Consider the following 18,228-nt stretch of genomic DNA (forward strand, 5'->3'; position numbering starts at 1 on the left):
GGTTTAAGAAACCGCGGCCGAACCCCACATACGCCGAACTTGCGATGCGATCGTGGTGGCCGCATCGTCCAACGAGAACTGGCGATCAACGTTGCCTTCTGAGTAGGCAACTTTATTCATGCCATAGACGTCCGAAGTTGCTTCGTCTTGTCCGAGCACGAAACCGCCCGCGGCACGGATTTCTTTGCAGCCATCCGATCCGTCACGACCCATGCCGGTCATAATAATGCCGAGCAAGCGGTCTTTATAAATCTTCACGGCAGAAGTCATCATCACGTCGACCGAAGGACGGTGACCGCTGACATAGTCCCCTTCGCGAACCAGCAGTTTGCCACCATCGCGGCCATGTTTCTGCACTTCCAAGTGCATGCCGCCTGGGGCCAGGTACGCATGTCCCGGAACCAGGATGTCCCCTGTTTCCGCTTCTTTGACCTGAACGCGTGATAGCGAATTCAATCGCCCGGCGAATGCCTTGGTGAAGTTCGCTGGCATGTGCTGCACAATCACGATCGGCGGGAGGCCGGTCGGCAACACTTCAAACATCGAGGCCAGGGCCGGAGGACCGCCGGTCGAGATACCGAGGGCGATACACTTGTCCGAAGCCTTGAGGTCTGCCGGTGCCACCGGTGGTGGCGTGGTTTTGACTTCCTGGTTCAGGGCCAGCTTGCCGCGACGTTCTTTCCGTTTGGCAGCGCGTTCGCGGCGGATGGTCAAAACCTTCTTGACGTCGGTATCGGCAACCAGGCGAATCTTACGAACCAGTTCGGTGCGTAGCGTGGTTTCCGCTTCCTTCAGCCCTTCCGGCTTGGCGATATAATCGATCGCGCCCCGGTCGAGCGCTTCCAGAGTGATTTGGCCGCCCAACTGTGTCGTGGCACTGACCATGATCACCGGGATCGCCTGATCCGACAGAATGGCGTCGAGCGTTTCGAGCCCGTCCATCTTTGGCATTTGGACGTCGAGCGTGATAACGTCCGGCTTCAGTGATTTCGCGAGTCGAACCGCTTCCTTCCCATCCGAAGCAGTCCCGACCACGTCGATGTCTGGCAATTCTTCCAGCAGATCGCAGATCAAAGTCTGAATCAGTTTCGAGTCGTCGACGACAAGTACTCGAAGTGTGCGTTGGTACATGTTCTGCCCTGAGTCTGTTCCAAATCCGCATCGAGGCGGTTGGGGAAAACGCGTTATCCGATGCAAATTAATTAACACTGCCCCGGGGAAAATGTAGGTCACACCAAAGGAGTGGAATGAGCGCCTCGCGAAACCACATAGTTTTTTTTGTTTCCCTGGCGCAGCAGGGCGTAGAGACCGGAATCTTCCGTATAATCGTCACCAGAAGACCGCCCCAATGCCTCTTGGGTGGGTGGTAGCCAACTTTGTAGATCTCTCGGAAACCATTTTCTTATGGCAGTAGATACTCCTGCTCGCGTGATCGTTGTCGGTGCCGGCCCGATTGGCATCGAAGCTGCACTTTACGCTCGCTTCCTCGGCTACGAAGTCATCGTGTTCGATTCCGGCGAAGTGGGGGCCAACCTGCAGAAGTGGGGCCATGTGCCTCTGTTTACTCCCTTCGAGCAGAACAGCACTCCGTTGGGAAAGTCGGCCCTGCAAGCCCAGGACGAAAACTATCAGCCGCCAGCCGACGAGCAACTGCTGACCGGTCGCCAGCTCTTGGAACACTACCTGAAGCCATTGTCGCAAACTGACCTGGTGGCCGATTGCTTCAAGCTGAACCACAAGGTCATTTCGATCGCCCGGAAAGAAAAGATCAAGACCGAGGATAGTGAAGATCGCGAGCAGCGTGCGGAAACGCCGCTGGTGACCTTGGTGGAAGATGCCGATGGACATCAACACTTGTTCGAGAGCGAAGTGGTTCTCGACTGTAGTGGTGTTTACGGTCAGGCAAACTACATCGGCTCTGGCGGCAATCCAGCCCTGGGAGAGCTCGCCGCCCGCGATCATATCCATTGCGGGGTGCTCGATCTGGAAGGCAGCGATGCTCAGCATTTCGCGAACCAGCAAACGCTGGTCATCGGTGCCGGTTACCTCGCCGCTTCCAACGTGTGCCTACTCAGCAAGCTCGCTCGCGAATCGATGGAAACGCACGTGACCTGGATCACTCGCGAGCCGAAAGGGGAGAGCGGGCCGATTGCATTGCCGCCCGACGATAACCTGCCGGAACGTAATAAAATGATTGCCGAGGCGAATCGACTTGCATGTGAGGATGACGGGCACATCGATCATTGGCCTGAAACGACAATCAAGGCCGTTCATTACGAACCGCAGAACGATCATTTTCATGTCACGCTGGAAGGGAAGCACTCAGGCGTCCATACGTTCGACCGGATCGTCGCGAACGTCGGTTTTCGCCCGAACCTCGATATGCTGCGTGAATTGCAGATCGAAACGAGCTACGCCAACGAATCGCACACCGCGGCGACGGTCCATCATCCGGAGCCCAACTTTTATATCTTGGGCGCGAAGAGCTTTGGCCGCGATCCTGGCTTCGTGCTGAGTAACGGATTCGATCAGATCCGGCAGGTCTTTTCGATTATCGGGGACCGCGAGAATTTGAACCTGTACGCTCGCCCATCGACCGATTCCAACTAGGCGGCGCCGGCCGATTGTTCGTTGACCGTGATTGGCCCGGGATATCGCCAGAACAATGTGCAGTCGCCACGTCGGAATTGCATAGCTATCACCAAATATTTGTGATCAAAGTTTGGTCAATCTTGACCAAAACTTCTGGTAGCGTTGGTTCAATCCGGCATTAATCCCCGGAAAATCGAGGAATTTCCACGCCGATAGCGTCAACCATTTCCCGAAAACGTGCGTAAAGGTTCGCGTGCGTTCGAGCGTTGAATGCTTTATATTTCGGGGATCGTCTTACCTTTGTCCTCACACCATGTTGTCCCTCACCGAGTCCACGAAGGCCTGAAAATGAGTCTGCCTGCGGTATCGCTACGACTATTCGGAGTACTGTTCCTGTTGATCGGCATGGTGTCGACCGGAGCCGCCGATCCTGTCGAAGAAGGTGTCGATCGCGATCAGCTCATTCGTCAATGGGTTCGGAAATTGGACGCCGATCAGTTTGCCCAGCGCCAGCAAGCGGCGACTGAATTGGCGAAGTTCGGTAAAGATGCTGTCCCAGCGATCGAACGCGCTGCGGTCACCGGCAGTGGTGAAGTTGCCAGTCGCTCGGTCGACCTGTTGAAACTGTTCGCCGGATCGCCAGAGGAAGAAACCGCGACCATGGCGTTATCTTCGCTCCAGCGACTTGCCGCCAGTGGCAATCAAACGGCCAGTCATCTCGCCAAAGAAGCGATTTCCATTTTGAAGCGTCGTATCGGTCCGAACCGAATCATTGGCGACGAGCTCGAAGTCGAGCGGCAACCTCTGGATGGTCAGGTTCAGCAGTCCGTTCAGATCTCGAACGTGAATGGCGAAAAGACGATCGACATTTCTGAGAATGGCCAGCGAACGGTTACTCGGACTTCCCGCGATGGCCATATCCGCGTGACGTGGGACTTGCCCAACGGAAAGCAGAAGACGGTCGAAGCAGCAAGTGAAGACGAACTGAAGAAGAAAGATGCCGAAGCGTTCGCACGACTGAATCATGTTCGCGAAGTCGCCGATGCCGGTCCAGCTCGGATCCCAGGCCTCGAGCAGATGCCACGGATCCATGTTCGAGCTCCGCGACCACGTGCGGGCTTCGATCCATTTTCGGATATTACCGAACGTGTCGAAGCGATGCGAGCTCGCCACGAAGAAATGCTGGGCGAAATGCAGCAGCAACTCGATCGTCGTTTCGCTCCGCCTCGTGACCAGGTCATTCGTGTCGAACCCCATGCCAAGCAGTTGGAAGCAGTTCGCGTTCGATTGGGCGAGATGCTCAAGAAGATGGAAGACCCGCAATTCGATGGCATCGATGCGGTCGATCTAAATCGCCTGGACGAAGCGCTGAAGCAAATCGAGTCGACGCTCGAAGCCTCGTAAGCGAACACTTCTCAGCCAAACTAATTCTGCGGTACCAGCACTCGCCATTGAACGAGTGCTGTTTGCGTTTCTGGCTCCTCGATTTGGTATTGGCGGTTTGGCAATGACTCAAGGAGTGTCGCCGTGACCTGATCGGCATACGCTTTTCCTCCGCGGATCAACAAGACAATCCTTGCTTCGGGATTCGATTCCGCCAGGTAGCGCGGTGTCGGTTGGCCGGCGTCCGAATAGGTCAAACCAAAGTCGTTCCCGTCGTGCTTGGGCAAAGCGTAAAGCGACTCGATCGGAAGCCGGGCATACGTTTCCCAGGCCGGCGAAGTCGCGGCTTCGTCCAACAGGATATCGGTTTCAATCAAACCAGACGAAATCACCACGTCGGTTGGTGACTTATTCGCTTCGATGTCGGCAGCCACGGCCTGGGTGATGGTCTGCCAGTCCTCACTGCGCAGAACGGTAGGCATTCGCCATTGCCAGACGATCGCGACCGCGACCACCAACACTCCGGCACGCAGCCACTTGGGCGAAACGACCGCCGCCAACGCCGCGACCAGCAACGGAATCGTGCTTTCTGACGAGATCAAATAGCGACCGTAAAACAGTGCCGCCACGCCGCTGGCGGTGCTCGCCCAGGCCACGAAGATCGGAATGATTAGCACGAAGGCAACCAGTGCGATTCGCTTCCCTTCCGAACCAGGCCGGGCCTCCCGTTTCCACCAACAACTTAACAGCGCCGCGATACCAATCGGCAGCAGCACCGCCAACACGGTTTGCCAACGCAGCCATTCATTCGGATTGTCGGCCGTGATGAACCTAGCCCAGTTCTCGCGACGTTGGAAGATCGTCAGCAGATGGGGCACACTGATCGCACCAAGAGCCGCGACGCAACTCGCTGCCACCAGTAAGCGAATCCGTGTCGCACGATCGTTCGCCAAGATCAGCATCGCCAAAGCCAGGCACAGTCCAAACAGCAGCGTGCTGTAGTGAAAGTAGAAGTTCACCACGGTCAGACCGACCAGGTAAGCCCAGTCGCGTCGACGATTGTGTTGCAGGATCTGCCAGGCGACGATGACTTGCAGGATGGCGATCGCTTGGGCGATGGCGTAAACGCGAGCTTCCGTTCCGAAGAAGTTCCAGTCGACATCGATCACGCCGACCAGTCCGGCCGCCAGGGCGATCCCCACGTCGTGCGTCCAGCGATGAGCGGTCATCGTGACCAACGCGACCGCGACAAGCCCACCCAGAAACGAAGGAAAGCGGAGCGACCACTCGTGCAGACCGGCCAGTTGCGTGAAGGCCCACGGCAGGTAGAAGTACAACGCCGCTTGATTGCCCATGGCGGCTCGCTGGGGAATGTCGGTTACCGAATCAGTAACGACCCAGGCCGTATGCAGTTCATCGACCCACAAACTTTCGGTCAGGTAAGACCAGCGAACGATCACCGTCAGCAGTGCCAGAGCAAGCCCCAGCAGCATCGTGATCGACCACGACGGAGCAGGGGAGGACGGACTTGGCGAGTTAGAATCGTTCACGCTGCTTGATTCTAATCGGCAGCGGCTCGATCGCCAGCCTGGCGGTAGCCCTATTCCGGAACGACGGTGACCAATTCTTCATGAATCGATTCGAGCTGGTTGGCATCGATCTGGCGGATTTCCTCGGCATAACCAATTAGCAGAGCAAGGTCGCACAGTCGGTTGATCTCACGCGGATTTCCGCGAGTGATCTGAAACAATCGCTCCAAAGCGTTGGGAGCGAAGATCTCTGCCTGTGAGCCTGCCACGCGAAGTCGATGCGTGACGTAGGCCGCCGTTTCATCCGGCGTGAAGTTCCGCATCAGCGATTTCACACCGATCCGACTTTCGAGCGAAGGAAAGCGTTCGACCGCTGGAATGACGGTCGTTTGTCCTGCCAGAATGAGGGTCAGGTCGAGCTTGCCGTCGGTTTCAAAATTGGTGAGCAGTCGCAAGGTTTCCAGCGAAGCGTGATCGCTCAGCAGGTGGGCATCGTCGACGACGATCACTGCATGGTTGCCGGCCCTGGTATTCTCGGCCAGAAGCTGCTGAAGCTGCCAGATCGTTTCGCTAGGGTTGCGATGCGCGGTACTCGCCTGGTTGCCCTGACCCAGGTTCAGCAGCAGATAGGGAATCAAGTCGTGGCTGGAAAGCTTCGGAAAGACGAGATGGACTTTTGGCGAAAACTGCTCCGGCAATTGAACCATCAAGGTTCGCACGAGCAGGCTTTTCCCCAGCCCACAAGCTCCGGCCAGGATCGCGGCTCCGCGACGATTTTCGACCGCATAGCGAAGTTTCAACAGCGCGGCCTGAGCCGACTCGGAAGGATAGTAGAATAGTTCCGAGTAGGTGTTTTCGAACGGGCGAGTTTTCAGTTTCCAGTACGCTTCGTACATCGAGAGTGTCTCTTTCGCCCCGTTGATTTAGCCACGACGAACGTTATCGCCAGAAGTTATCAGCGATACCGACCACGTTGATCTTACGTTGTTCGAGCTTCGGCAGGATCTGTCCCAACTCGTGGTCGTGGGTTCCGCGGGCATCGCGGACGATCAGCACGCTGTGCATCAAAGCAAGGCGTTGCCAAACTTCCGGACGGTCGCCACCATCCCACAGCACGACGTCAAAGTCTTTGGCGAACTGCTGCAGTTGGCTGGTCGAAAGATCGCCCAGGGCTCGATAACCGGCTGGCAGCACGGCAATCGGCTGAGCGGCCGACTGAATCATCGCTTCGTACAAATTGTCCGAAGCGTGGGCATCGACTGGCAATGCGTCGGCTTGCAGACCGAGACGGGCAGACAAGCTTTCGTTGCCTTCCCCTTCGTCAATGATCAGGACGCGGCGATTTTGTTCGGCCATAACCTTGGCCAGGCAGATGGTCAGCGTAGTGCAACCACAACCTTCGCCCAGCGAAACGAGAGCCATCGATTTGACGCTCGACGAAATGCCTTCGGCCAGGCCAAGCCATTGATCCTGGTGCAAATCCAGAATCATGTCGATCTCTTCTGGCCAGTTCAGCGAATCAGCTTCCCACTTAGGATGCGCTAAGCGACGCTGACGATAGGTCGCACTGCCCGGTGCTGGTTTCGCAGGAGCAGCGACCGCAATCGTTTCGGCTGGCTCTTCAACCGAAGCTTCGTCGGTTGCTTTTTCTTCAGGGGCGACCGTGGCCAGCTGTTCGATTTCTTCCGTGATGGGGTCGTTCAGCGGTGCTGGTTCCCAGGGTTCGATTTCGATCGAAGGAGCCGGCATTTCAGCGACTGGCTGAGGCTGCGGTTTCGGAGTCGAGGCCGAAACTGGATGCACTGGCGTATGCTTGCGACCGGCTCGCGACATTAATCGATCGAGCGCTTCGGCGACGGCGGCGGTGTTTTTCGCTGCCAGCTCGAACTCGTCTTGCGACTGGCCATCTTCCAGGCTGGCGGCAGCGGCCGACTCGTCGTACGAGCCGACCAGAGGCGAGCCAGGCATGTCGATGCGGATTCCCTGGTTCTTCCAGTGCTGCAATTCGCTGAGGGTCGGCTTACGCGACATCGTGCGAACCGGAGTCGAAGACGTTTGCTGAGAAGTTTGAGTCTTATTCATAACTGCATCCGACGTTGGGGGCACGGCGTCTGCCGCTGTGCTGGTTGTTTCCGACGTGTAGGCGCGAATAAAGGCGCGGTCGAGCTGGCTCATTACCGAATATCCGAATCGAGATCGACGCTACCCAGGCGGGCCCCTGGAGGAGTCGCTTCGCGATTTTCGTAAGGGGTAAACCCGAAGCCACCCTGCGATGGATTTTGCGGAGCGGTCTGCGAGTAGGTTGGCTGCGTTGGCGTGCCAATCATCGGCATGCCTGGCTGCGGCTGATACCCTTCATGGATCTGTGGCATTTGCGGCTGCGAATTCGCAGGATTGGTGGCCGCGGTTCGCTGGGTCAGCTTGCCATCTTCATAGGCGAAGTTGCCGGTTGGCTGCTGCATCCAGTGACGACCTGAATCGCCATTAGGAACCGAATACTGCGAGGTAGCCGGAGCGTTCAATTCCAGCGAGGGGCCGCCGGAAGGCATACCAGGCGAAGCGGACGGACGACCATCGAATTGTGGCGTGTAGTCTTCGTCGGTGGCTGGATTGAAACTTGGCGAATACGAACCAGCACCTGTCGGAGCCGATTCCATCCCTTCAGGACGGAACTGGTAGTACTCGTCTTCCGGAGCCATTGGCTCAGGTGGAAGTTGATGGTTCGAGGCTGGATTGTTGAAAGGTGGCGCGATCGAGCCTTCCGGTTCGTAACCAGAAGCGATGTTCGTCATCTGTGTATCTTGCGATGGATTGCCCATCGTTGGGTTGGTCAACTCGGTGCGGTCGGGCTTGCTGGCCAACATCGGAATGGCGGTGTCGAGTGGCGAGACGGTGATGGTCTCGTTGTCCGCGTCGGTCCCGGGAGTCGCGTCCCAGCTCGGAGCACTTCCCAATTCGCCGGTCGAAACGAACAATCCCTGATCGACATCGTCGACTGGTGGAATGCTATCGTCATCGCCAGAGAGCAGCCAGGCACTGGCCACCAGCAGCGAGACAGCCATGCCGGCCAGGTAGATCCGATTCCTCCACTGACCACTCAGGATCGATTCGCGACGAGCCTGTCGCGTTTCTGCTCCTCTATGGTGGATGTAACTCGGCGCAGCGGTCGACTCCGATGCCATTGGGGCAGAGGCGACTTCCATCGGAGCCGGAGCCACGGCAGCAGGTTGGGGCGGCATGATCGGGGCGCTCGGCGCTTCGACCAGAAGGCTTTCTTCCGCCAGATCGGCGGTCGGGTCTTCCCCAAGCAGGTTGGAAACCCAGTCCTGGGTGCCGGCCGGTTGATCTTCAACCGGAGGTTCCCAGGTCAGGTCCTTCACACGGATCACGACGGGGTGTCCGTAAAAGGTGCCCTGAGTGTCTTGGTTTTCACGTGATTTGGGGTTTCCCAATGGTTTCGTCATCGTTTCGGCTTCCTTGCCTGACGTTGAGATCGACGCACAGCGGCCACGCGCTGGTTGTGGCCCGTTGTCCTATCCATCGGTTCGGTTTGTAGCGGTCTTTAGCTCTAGATAAGAAAAATCGGAAATCGGGGCTAGGCAAGCTTTGACGATTAGTGGCAATTGAGCGCTGGTTGTGACGGAGCCGGAAATCTGGGATATTTAGCAGGTTTGAACTATAGAAATCCCTTCCGCCATAGTTGGGGACGCTGTCAGACAGCATGCTATCTGACAGCAATAACCCCAAGCTGTGACAGGTCTTTCAGTCTTCTGGAATCCACTCATGCCAGGTCCCCGATTCGCCGGCCGCCAGCACCCAATCTTCGACGACATCCAAAAGCGAATTCTGATTCTCGATGGTGCCATGGGGACCATGATTCAGAAGTTCAAGCTGACCGAAGAGGATGTTCGGGGAAAGCAGTTCGCCGATGCTGAGAAGGACCTGCGAAACTTCAGCGACCTTCTCTGTCTGACGAAGCCCGACATTATTGAAGGGATCCATCGCCAGTTTCTGGAAGCTGGGGCCCACATCATCGAAACGAACACGTTCGGGGCGACGCCGATCGCCATGGACGAGTTCTCGTTGAGCGACGCACTGGCGACCGATATCAATGTGGCCGCCGTGAAGCTGGCCAAGAAGGTGGTCGACGAATTCAACGACCGAGATCCCGACAACCGTCGCTACGTGGCCGGTTCGATCGGGCCAACCAGTAAGACGGCGTCGATCTCGCGACGGATCGAAGACCCTGGCTTCCGCGACGTGACCTTCGATCAACTGGTCGCTTCGTACCTGGTGCAGATCGATGCGATGGTCGATGCAGGCGTCGACATCCTCTTTCCGGAAACGACCTTTGACACGCTGAATCTGAAAGCGTGCCTTTTTGCGATCGAGAAATACTACCGCGAAAAGGGAATCGAACTGCCGGTGATGACCTCGGTGACGATTACCGACGCTTCGGGCCGTACGTTGTCCGGACAGACGGTCGAAGCATTCTGGAATTCAATCTCGCACTTCCCCATGCTCAGCGTGGGCATCAACTGCGCCTTAGGGGCCGAGTTGATGCGGCCTTACGTGCAGGAACTGTCGTCGATCGCTTCGTGCTATATCAGTTGCCATCCGAACGCTGGTTTGCCGAACGAAATGGGGGAATACGATCAAACCCCAGATCAAATGGCGTCGACCATTCGTGAGTTCGCCGAGCATGGCTGGCTGAACATCGTCGGTGGTTGCTGTGGCAGCACGCCGCAGCACATCAAGGCGATTGCTGACGTGATGCGTGACTATGCTCCACGTGGCTTGCACCAGCAGCCAGAGCTGACTCGTTTGAGCGGTCAGGAACCTTTCACGATCACGCCGACCACCAACTTCGTGATGATCGGCGAACGAACCAACGTGACTGGTTCGCGGCGGTTCGCTCGACTCATTCGCGAAGAACTGTACGAAGACGCGATTGAAGTCGCCTTGCAACAGGTCGAAAGCGGTGCCAACGTGATCGACGTCAACATGGACGATGCGCTGCTGGACGGCGAAGCGGCCATGACTCGTTATTTGAACCTGATCGCCGCAGAGCCAGACATCTGCAAAGTGCCGATCATGATCGACAGCTCGAAGTGGTCGGTCATCGAAGCCGGTCTGCGCTGCGTCCAGGGCAAGTCGATCGTCAACTCGATCAGCTTGAAAGAAGGGGAAGAGGAGTTCCTGAATAAGGCCCGACTCTGCCGCGATTACGGTGCCGCCGTGGTGGTGATGGCGTTTGACGAAGTTGGTCAGGCGGTCGAACTAGAACGCAAAGTCGAGATCTGCAAACGAGCCTACGATCTGTTGGTCGAGAAGCTGGAATTCGACCCGACCGATATCATCTTCGACCCGAACATCTTGACGGTTGCCACCGGTATCGAAGAGCACAACGACTACGCGATCAACTTCATCGAAGCGACTCGTAAGATCAAGCAAGTCTGCCCCGGAGCGAAGATCTCAGGCGGCGTGAGCAATGTGTCGTTCTCGTTCCGTGGTAATGACGTGGTGCGGGAAGCAATCCACGCGGTGTTCCTGTATCACGCGATCAAAGCTGGTTTGGATATGGGGATCGTCAACGCCGGCCAGTTGGCCGTGTACGACGAAGTGCCTGCTGACCTGCGAGAACTGATTGAAGACGTGCTCTTCAACAAGCGTCCCGATGCGACGGAACGTTTGGTTGACTTCGCCGAAACGGTCAAGCATCAGAAGGGTGCTGGCCCGAAGGTGGAAGATCTGGCGTGGCGTGAAGCTCCGGTTCGCGAACGCCTGGCTCACTCGCTGGTGAAGGGGATCGACCGGTACATTGAAGAAGACACGGAAGAAGCTCGCCAGCAAGCGGAACGCTGTCTGCACATTATCGAAGGTCCGTTGATGGACGGGATGAACATCGTGGGCGACCTGTTCGGCGCCGGCAAGATGTTCCTGCCCCAGGTGGTCAAGAGTGCCCGCGTGATGAAGAAAGCGGTCGCTTATTTGCTTCCTTACATGGAGAAAGAAAAGGAAGAACTCGGCACGACCGACGTGAGTGCCCGCGGCAAGATCTTGATGGCTACCGTCAAGGGAGACGTCCACGACATCGGTAAGAACATCGTCGGCGTGGTACTGGGCTGCAACAACTACGAGATCATCGACATGGGGGTGATGGTCCACTGCGACAAGATTTTGGCCGCCGCCAAAAAGCATGGCGTCGACGTGATCGGCCTGTCAGGCTTAATCACCCCAAGCCTCGACGAAATGGTCCATGTTGCGGAAGAAATGCAATCGGCCGGGATGAACATCCCGCTGTTGATCGGTGGTGCGACGACCAGTGCCAAGCATACCGCCGTGAAGATTGCTCCGGTTTACGAAGGTGCGGTCGTACATGTGCTCGACGCATCGCGAAGTGTCGGTGTCGTCGATCAATTGCTCAGCAAGGATAACTCGCCAGCGTTTCTGGAAAAGAACCGCAAACTGCAAACCGAGCTGGCCGAGTCGTATCGCAAGCGTCAAGCGATCACGCTCGTGCCGCTGAAGACGGCTCGCGAAAAGCACTTCGAGACCGACTGGGCGAACGTCGATATTCCGACCCCATCGTTCACCGGATCAAAGACGCTGCGAGACTTCCCGCTCGAGAAGCTTCGCGAGTTCATCGACTGGTCGCCGTTCTTCAACTCGTGGGAACTGAAGGGTAAGTACCCGAAGATCTTCGAGGATGAATACGTCGGCGAAGAGGCGAAGAAGCTGTTCCACGATGCCAATGTGCTGTTGGATCAGATCATTTCGGAGAAGCTGTTCACGGCGAACGGGATCTTTGGTTTCTGGCCAGCAGCTTCCGACGGCGACGACATCATTATCTATGATCCGAACGACCCTGAGAAAGAAATCGAACGCTTCTTTACACTGCGACAGCAGTGGGAACGCAAAGGTCAGTCTGACTTCCGGGCGTTGTCCGACTACATCGCTCCGGTGGGCAGCGGACGTCGCGACTACCTCGGCGCCTTCGCGGTGACGACCGGCATCGGCTGTAGCGAACTGGCCGCCAAATTCGACGCCGATCACGACGACTATAACTCGATCATGGCGAAGGCCTTGGCCGACCGCCTGGCGGAAGCGTTCGCCGAGTGTCTGCACAAGGAAGCTCGTCGCGAGTGGAAGTTTGGCGCCGAGGAAAACTTGTCGAACGAAGAGCTGATCAAGGAAGATTATCGCGGCATCCGTCCGGCGCCTGGCTATCCAGCGCAGCCCGACCACACCGAAAAGTGGACGTTGTTCCGCTTGTTGAACGCTGAACAGGAAACCGGGATCGAACTGACCGAGAGCCTGGCAATGATGCCGGCAGCCAGTGTGTGCGGTATGTACTTCGCCCACCCGGCCGCGCGTTACTTCGCGATCCATCAACTGGGACGCGATCAGGTCGAAGACTATGCCAAGCGCAAAGGCATGCCACTGAAAGATATGGAGAAGTGGCTTGCTCCGAACCTGTCGTACGATCCGTAAGCAAGCCCAGGGGACGGCTTAGGTCGTCCCCACTGCATTTACGGCGCCCGAAGCGGCATTCTTCGGCGAGAGCACCAGGAACTTGCTCTGGTTGTGGTCGGTCACGTCGAACGCGGCCACTTTCCCGATCAAGCTGAAGTGCCGTACAAACCCCTTGGCCGGGATGATCAAGTTATCGTCCTGGACCTTGGTGGCGATCGCTTCGTCAGCATTGGCACGCACGAATTTGATCAGAATGCGACCAGTCGGCGGATCGTAACCGAGCACCGCGTAGTCCATCCGGGCTCGCTTGTTCTCGATGTTCTTCAGCGGAATTACCAGGTCGCCATTCATCTTCCGGACGTAAGCCGGGCTGCGTGTCTTGGCATCGTTCTTCGGCGAGTACATCTGGAAGGCGGTTTCCATACCTTCCACGTTGTCTTCTGCCAGGAACTGAATGATGTCGGATATCGATAGCACGCCGATCAGCGTCAGTTCAGGATCGACGACCGGTAAGCAGCCAATTTTGTTCGTCGCCAACACGTACGCGGCGCGGGCCAAAGGGATTTCTGGACCCACGGTGATGGGACGTTCAACCGAGATCAGCTCTTCGACACGCTTGTGTTGAATGTCTTCGGTCTCTTCTGTCTTCATAGAAGTGATCAGCGCGCGAACGATATCGCGCTGCGAGACCACACCGACCACTTTCTTGGTATTGTCGACCACAACAACGCGTCGCAAGGCATATCGAGCCATCAGATCAGCAACGATATTTACGTGCGTGCCCACGGTCGCGGTGTGAACCTTGACCGACATCACGTCCTTGACGTTTCCTTGTAGTTGCTTCGAGATCGTTTCGATAACGGTCATACTTCCCTGGCGTTTCGTCAAAATCCACGGTCAGAGAGAGATCAGTAAGCCCGACCTGTCCCCGAACTTATCGTCTTGATTGCTTTTCACGATGAGAACCGACCGTCGCGCCCTGCGCAGCAATTGCGCCTCTCACCTCCCAGTCGGTTTGTGAAACTATAGCATCGAAACTTTTACATAGACGGAGACGGCAAACTGGGAAAACGGGTCGCAATTCGGACATCCGTTACCTGAAATCGGCTTGTTCCGGTTGTAGTGGCTCCGCTGGTTGGGCAGGGGGGAGCGAGAATGGCCAGATCGCCAGGACTGATCGGCATTCGGCCTCAGTTTTCCGGGACGTAGATATGCTGGAGCTCGGTTTCAGGCATCTTGGCCGCAACCTTGGCGGCACCTTCATCGGTAACCGCGGTCCGGGTCACGATCAGATTTTTGAGGTGCGTCATAGGCGCAAGCTGCATCAGTCCCTCATCCGAGAGCGAGGTCGACCCCAGATGCAGCCAGGCCAGGTTTTCCAGATTGGTCAGTTCGCCGATGTAGACATCGCCAATCGCATTGCGGTCGAGGTTCAACCATTCCAGCGAAGTGATCTCGGCGACTTTCGGAACGGCATCATTGCTGATTTTGGTCGCCCACAGGTTCAGTCGCTTCAGGTTCTTAAACGCCGCCAGATGTTCGACTGCCTGGTCATCGAAGTCGGTTTCGCTGACGTCGAGGTCTTCTAGGGCGGTCAGCTCGTCCAACTTCTCCAGGCCATGACCATTAATCAACGTCCGGCGGAGGCGAATTTTTTTCAGCTTCGGCAAATGAGCGAGGCCCGGAAGACTGGCTTCCCGAAAGGGAGTTCCGAACAGGAACAACTCTTCCAACTGCTTCAGCCCTTTTAATTGTTCAAGCGTCATTCCTTCGACGGCTGTTTCATCCAGTCCCAAGACCTTGAGGTTCGATAGACCTGCCAGATAGATCAACTGATTGTCCGAGATCGCATTGCCGCGGAACTGGAGATTCTTGAGGGCAGGGAACTTGCCGATCTGCTGGAGCGAGGCACCGCTGACGCTGGTCTCACGCAGGTCAAGAACCTGCACACTGGCCGGCGTGCCGAGCTTGGCGAACATATCGTCCGTTAGCGGGCAGCCTCGCAGCAGAAGCTTTTGCAGTCGCGGCAGCGTGCCGATCCGCTTCATCAGGTTGGCATCGATCGGCTTACCAGCGAAGTCGACCAGCGTGATTCCGCCGGCTCCATCCTTTTCGATCCGGCCGCCAGCATTGGTGATCATCGCTTCGGTGGCCAGTTGATCCTGCGTCGGAGCGGTATCGGCCACCGAACTGGTTGACGCTGGCGTTTCGCTGGAATGGCATCCGGCAAACAGCAAAACCAGGGCAAGCAGAAACAGCGATCGCATGGCAGGAGGTCCTCAGGAGAAATCAATCGAGCAGGGTGCTGCCTATTCTATCGGGAACTTTGATGGCAGGGCACCTCCAAATTCAGACGGAAACTCCAACGACGTAGCCGCTCGACCAGGCCCACTGAAAATTGAACCCGCCAATCCGGCCATCGACATCGCAGATCTCGCCACAAAGATGCAGCCCAGGGCAGACGCGCGACTGCATCGTCTTCAGATCGATCTGTGTCAAAGGGACCCCACCAGCCGTGACCTCGGCCACTTTAAAGCCGAGTGTTCCGCTGACGTTCAACGGATACGCCGTGAGCCCGGTCACCAGGTTCTTTCGCTGAACCCGGGTCAGGTCGACGCCAGTTTGCTCGACCGGAACTTCCGCGAAGATCAGCAGGTGCTCGACCAATCGATCAGGTAAACGCTCGCGCAGCATCGCTCGGACCGATCGTCTTCCCAGGGCTTGAAGTTCGGCCTGAATACTGTCGGCCGAGTGATCAGGCAACCAGCTTGCCGTCAGGCAGACCGGGCGATCGGTCGAAGCGGCGATCCAGTGGCGGCTCATGTCGAGAACCGCCGGGCCAGAGAGCCCTTTGTGCGTCAGCAGCATGTCCCCGTCGATCGACTCGATCCGCTTGCCGCTCGTTTCGTTCAGTTCCAAGCGAACCGGAAGAGCGATTCCTGAAAGCTGCGTCAGCGGATCGGAGTCAGCCAGTTGAAGCGGAACCAGGGCCGGGAAGATCTGCGGTGTCAGCTCATGCCCCAGTCGGCGGACCAGTTCGAGTCCATGCCCATCGCTGCCGGTCTTGGGGACGCTCTTACCACCGGTTGCCAGCACCACCTTCGAGGCGACCAAGTGTCCCCAGGGACCAGTCAGTTCAAAGGAAGGCTGTGTGGGTTCGACCGTAATCGACTTGATGTTCTCGATGCGATGCCCGATGCGGATCTCGACTCCCAGGCGTTCCACTTCCGAAAGCAGCCCGTCTAAGACGGTCTTGGCCTTGTCGGTGGTGGGAAAGAGTTTTCCGGTCGGTTCGCGTTTCAGACGAACGCCGAGCTCGGCAAAGAATTCGATCGTTTGCGGCTGGGTGAAACGGCCGAGAATCTTCTTGATGGCGTTGGTAGAACTGCCCCAGTAGTCGCGCGGGGTGACCTTTTCATTCGTTACATTGCAGCGGCCGCCACCAGCAATGAGGATCTTGGCACCGATGCGGCGTGCCCCGTCGAGAATGACAATGCGTCGCTGGTGATTGGTTCGAGCCGCCCAGATCGCCGCGAACAGACCGGCAGCGCCACCACCCACAATGGCCACATCGGCTCGGTCAGACGCTAGATTGTCGCTCACGTTGTTCTTCCCCCAACAAGCAGTGTAATGTCCTGGCCTAGTCGAATGCTGGCAAGGGGTGGCAAACGAGTGACTGGTCGCCGGCTGGTTCGATTTTCTATAATCGAACTCTTGGTTGTGCCGGCAGGGAAGGTGCGGTTCTCTTTCGGAAACAAGCGACGAGTCGATTTTCCCGAATACGCTTCGAGATCACGAATGACACGGCGAATTTTTTCACTCCTGATGCTTCTGGCCTGGTCGCCGTTCGTCCTGGCCGAAGGTCCCGCCGGCGATCCTCAGGCGGGCTACGAGCATCTGATCAATACTCCGTATCTCCCGCGATACTTCGATCAGGAAACCTTCGACAATGTTTGGCGAGTCTGGCCCGAGCCACTAAAGAGCCAGGCCGAGAAGGCTACGCCGGAAGAACGCCGCCAAATGGCGTTCGATCGCTATGGCCTGACAGGTCGACCAGAAGACCCCACCAAGCCGCTGCAGTATGTTGTCGATAAAAATGGAGAGTGGACGCTCAACTGCTTCTCGTGCCATGGCGGGCAGATGGAAGGGAAGACGATCCCTGGCCTCCCCAACAATCGTTTCGACTTCGCCGGCATCACCGACGAAATCCGAATGACCAAAGCGATGCTGGGCAAAAAGCTGATCCCCGGGGACTACAGCTCGCTGGTCTTCCCCCTTGGCGAGAACAAAGGGACCACGAATGCGGTGAATTTTGGCGTGGCGCTGATGTCGCTGCGTGATGCCGATTTGAACGTGGTTCCGGGGGCGAGCTTCCCCAAAATGCTGCATCACGACATGGAACCACCACCCTGGTGGCACTTCGCCAAGAAGGAAAACATCTACCTTGATGGCTTCGCTCCGAAGGGGCATCGCGGCCTGCTTCAGTTCACGCTCGTCCGCGAAAACGACGCCCAGGCCTTCCGCGACCGTGAGGCCGACTTTCGAGACGTTTACGCCTATTTATCCTCGCTCGAAGCCCCCAAGTACCCCGGCAAGATCGATACCGCGAAAGCGGAAACTGGGCGGATCGTTTTCAACCGCCACTGTAGCGAGTGCCATGGGACTTACGGCGACCAGGCCGACTACCCGGAACGGATGATTCCGATCGATGAAATTAAGACCGATCGAGCCCGGTTCGATTCGCTAACTCCTGCCCATCGCCAAGGATATGGCGACAGTTGGTTTAACAGTTATGGCCAGCAGGAAGGGCTGATTGCCGACCCGGAAGGCTACGTGGCACCTCCGCTGGACGGTGTCTGGGCAACGGCACCTTATCTGCATAATGGATCGGTCCCTACGCTGTGGCATTTGCTGCATCCGGACCAGCGACCGAAGATCTGGCGGTGGTCCGGCAGTTCGTACGATCATCAACGGATGGGGATCGATGCTGAAGCCCTGGACGAGTTCCCCCAGGGACTCTCGGCAATGGAGCGGCGCGAGGTATTTAATACGACTCGTTTGGGGAAAAGTGCGGCAGGTCACGACTACCCCAACGCGTTGACCGAAGAGGAGAAATCAGCGGTGCTTGAGTACTTGAAGACCCTTTGATTTTGCGGCGAAAACCACGCTGCCGCCCCCACGATTACGCTGCTACCAGATTGACACGGTAGGGGGACTCGATACCATGATTCGTAGAGCGAAAGCCATT

Annotated in this window: 12 protein-coding genes; 4 read left to right on the forward strand and 8 right to left on the reverse strand. The window is 57.1% G+C overall.

Translation table 11 applies throughout. The annotated features are described in order from the left end of the window. Positions 1-3: 3 nt before the first annotated feature. Positions 4-1,131, reverse strand: coding sequence for a chemotaxis response regulator protein-glutamate methylesterase (locus tag AB1L30_RS08455; RefSeq protein ID WP_367012980.1), 1,128 nt, complete (start codon positions 1,129-1,131; stop codon positions 4-6). Between the two features lie 273 nt (positions 1,132-1,404). On the opposite strand from AB1L30_RS08455, the gene AB1L30_RS08460 reads away from it, so the two are divergent. Both AB1L30_RS08460 and AB1L30_RS08465 read left to right on the forward strand, forming a co-directional pair. Further along, positions 1,405-2,610 carry an NAD(P)-binding domain-containing protein gene (locus AB1L30_RS08460; protein ID WP_367012981.1) on the forward strand — a complete coding sequence of 402 codons (1,206 nt, stop codon included), beginning with the start codon at positions 1,405-1,407 and terminating at the stop codon, positions 2,608-2,610. 330 nt (positions 2,611-2,940) lie between these two features. Then, a complete protein-coding gene (locus AB1L30_RS08465) occupies positions 2,941-3,996 on the forward strand; it encodes a hypothetical protein (RefSeq protein WP_367012982.1) in 1,056 nt (351 codons plus the stop codon). Positions 3,997-4,016: 20 nt separating this feature from the next. Here the strand turns inward: AB1L30_RS08465 and AB1L30_RS08470 are convergent, their stop codons facing one another. The 4 genes from AB1L30_RS08470 to AB1L30_RS08485 form a co-directional block, all read right to left on the reverse strand. Further along, positions 4,017-5,525, reverse strand: coding sequence for a glycosyltransferase family 39 protein (locus AB1L30_RS08470; RefSeq protein WP_367012983.1), 1,509 nt, complete (start codon positions 5,523-5,525; stop codon positions 4,017-4,019). 50 nt (positions 5,526-5,575) lie between these two features. Further along, the gene (locus tag AB1L30_RS08475; protein WP_367012984.1) at positions 5,576-6,400 is read right to left on the reverse strand and encodes an AAA family ATPase; all 825 of its coding nucleotides are present in this window, start codon (positions 6,398-6,400) and stop codon (positions 5,576-5,578) included. A gap of 43 nt (positions 6,401-6,443) precedes the next feature. Continuing rightward, entirely contained in the window at positions 6,444-7,586 is a 1,143-nt protein-coding gene (locus tag AB1L30_RS08480) for a hypothetical protein (protein WP_367012985.1), read from the reverse strand. Positions 7,587-7,678: 92 nt separating this feature from the next. Further along, positions 7,679-8,968: a hypothetical protein gene (locus AB1L30_RS08485; protein ID WP_367012986.1), complete on the reverse strand. Its 1,290-nt coding sequence runs from the start codon at positions 8,966-8,968 to the stop codon at positions 7,679-7,681. 319 nt (positions 8,969-9,287) lie between these two features. Between AB1L30_RS08485 and metH the strand changes: the two genes are divergently transcribed. Continuing rightward, positions 9,288-12,998, forward strand: a complete 3,711-nt coding sequence (gene metH / locus AB1L30_RS08490; RefSeq protein ID WP_367012987.1) for a methionine synthase — start codon at positions 9,288-9,290, stop codon at positions 12,996-12,998. 18 nt (positions 12,999-13,016) lie between these two features. Here the strand turns inward: metH and AB1L30_RS08495 are convergent, their stop codons facing one another. From AB1L30_RS08495 to AB1L30_RS08505, 3 genes are all read right to left on the reverse strand, one after another. After that, positions 13,017-13,847 carry a CBS domain-containing protein gene (locus AB1L30_RS08495; RefSeq protein ID WP_345087458.1) on the reverse strand — a complete coding sequence of 277 codons (831 nt, stop codon included), beginning with the start codon at positions 13,845-13,847 and terminating at the stop codon, positions 13,017-13,019. Positions 13,848-14,170: 323 nt separating this feature from the next. Next, entirely contained in the window at positions 14,171-15,247 is a 1,077-nt protein-coding gene (locus AB1L30_RS08500; protein WP_367012988.1) for a hypothetical protein, read from the reverse strand. Between the two features lie 82 nt (positions 15,248-15,329). Continuing rightward, positions 15,330-16,583: an NAD(P)/FAD-dependent oxidoreductase gene (locus tag AB1L30_RS08505; protein ID WP_367012989.1), complete on the reverse strand. Its 1,254-nt coding sequence runs from the start codon at positions 16,581-16,583 to the stop codon at positions 15,330-15,332. Between the two features lie 195 nt (positions 16,584-16,778). On the opposite strand from AB1L30_RS08505, the gene AB1L30_RS08510 reads away from it, so the two are divergent. Further along, positions 16,779-18,128: a cytochrome c gene (locus tag AB1L30_RS08510; RefSeq protein ID WP_367012990.1), complete on the forward strand. Its 1,350-nt coding sequence runs from the start codon at positions 16,779-16,781 to the stop codon at positions 18,126-18,128. The last annotated feature ends 100 nt before the right edge of the window (positions 18,129-18,228 follow it).

The organism is Bremerella sp. JC817 (assembly GCF_040718835.1).
GTDB lineage: Bacteria > Planctomycetota > Planctomycetia > Pirellulales > Pirellulaceae > Bremerella.

Coding starts and splice junctions, on each gene's coding strand:
- AB1L30_RS08455 (WP_367012980.1), bottom strand. CDS start 1,131: ATGTACCAACGCACACTTCGAGTACTTGTCGTCGACGACTCGAAACTG.
- AB1L30_RS08460 (WP_367012981.1), top strand. CDS start 1,405: ATGGCAGTAGATACTCCTGCTCGCGTGATCGTTGTCGGTGCCGGCCCG.
- AB1L30_RS08465 (WP_367012982.1), top strand. CDS start 2,941: ATGAGTCTGCCTGCGGTATCGCTACGACTATTCGGAGTACTGTTCCTG.
- AB1L30_RS08475 (WP_367012984.1), bottom strand. CDS start 6,400: ATGTACGAAGCGTACTGGAAACTGAAAACTCGCCCGTTCGAAAACACC.
- AB1L30_RS08480 (WP_367012985.1), bottom strand. CDS start 7,586: ATGAATAAGACTCAAACTTCTCAGCAAACGTCTTCGACTCCGGTTCGC.
- AB1L30_RS08485 (WP_367012986.1), bottom strand. CDS start 8,968: ATGACGAAACCATTGGGAAACCCCAAATCACGTGAAAACCAAGACACT.
- metH (WP_367012987.1), top strand. CDS start 9,288: ATGCCAGGTCCCCGATTCGCCGGCCGCCAGCACCCAATCTTCGACGAC.
- AB1L30_RS08495 (WP_345087458.1), bottom strand. CDS start 13,847: ATGACCGTTATCGAAACGATCTCGAAGCAACTACAAGGAAACGTCAAG.
- AB1L30_RS08500 (WP_367012988.1), bottom strand. CDS start 15,247: ATGCGATCGCTGTTTCTGCTTGCCCTGGTTTTGCTGTTTGCCGGATGC.
- AB1L30_RS08510 (WP_367012990.1), top strand. CDS start 16,779: ATGACACGGCGAATTTTTTCACTCCTGATGCTTCTGGCCTGGTCGCCG.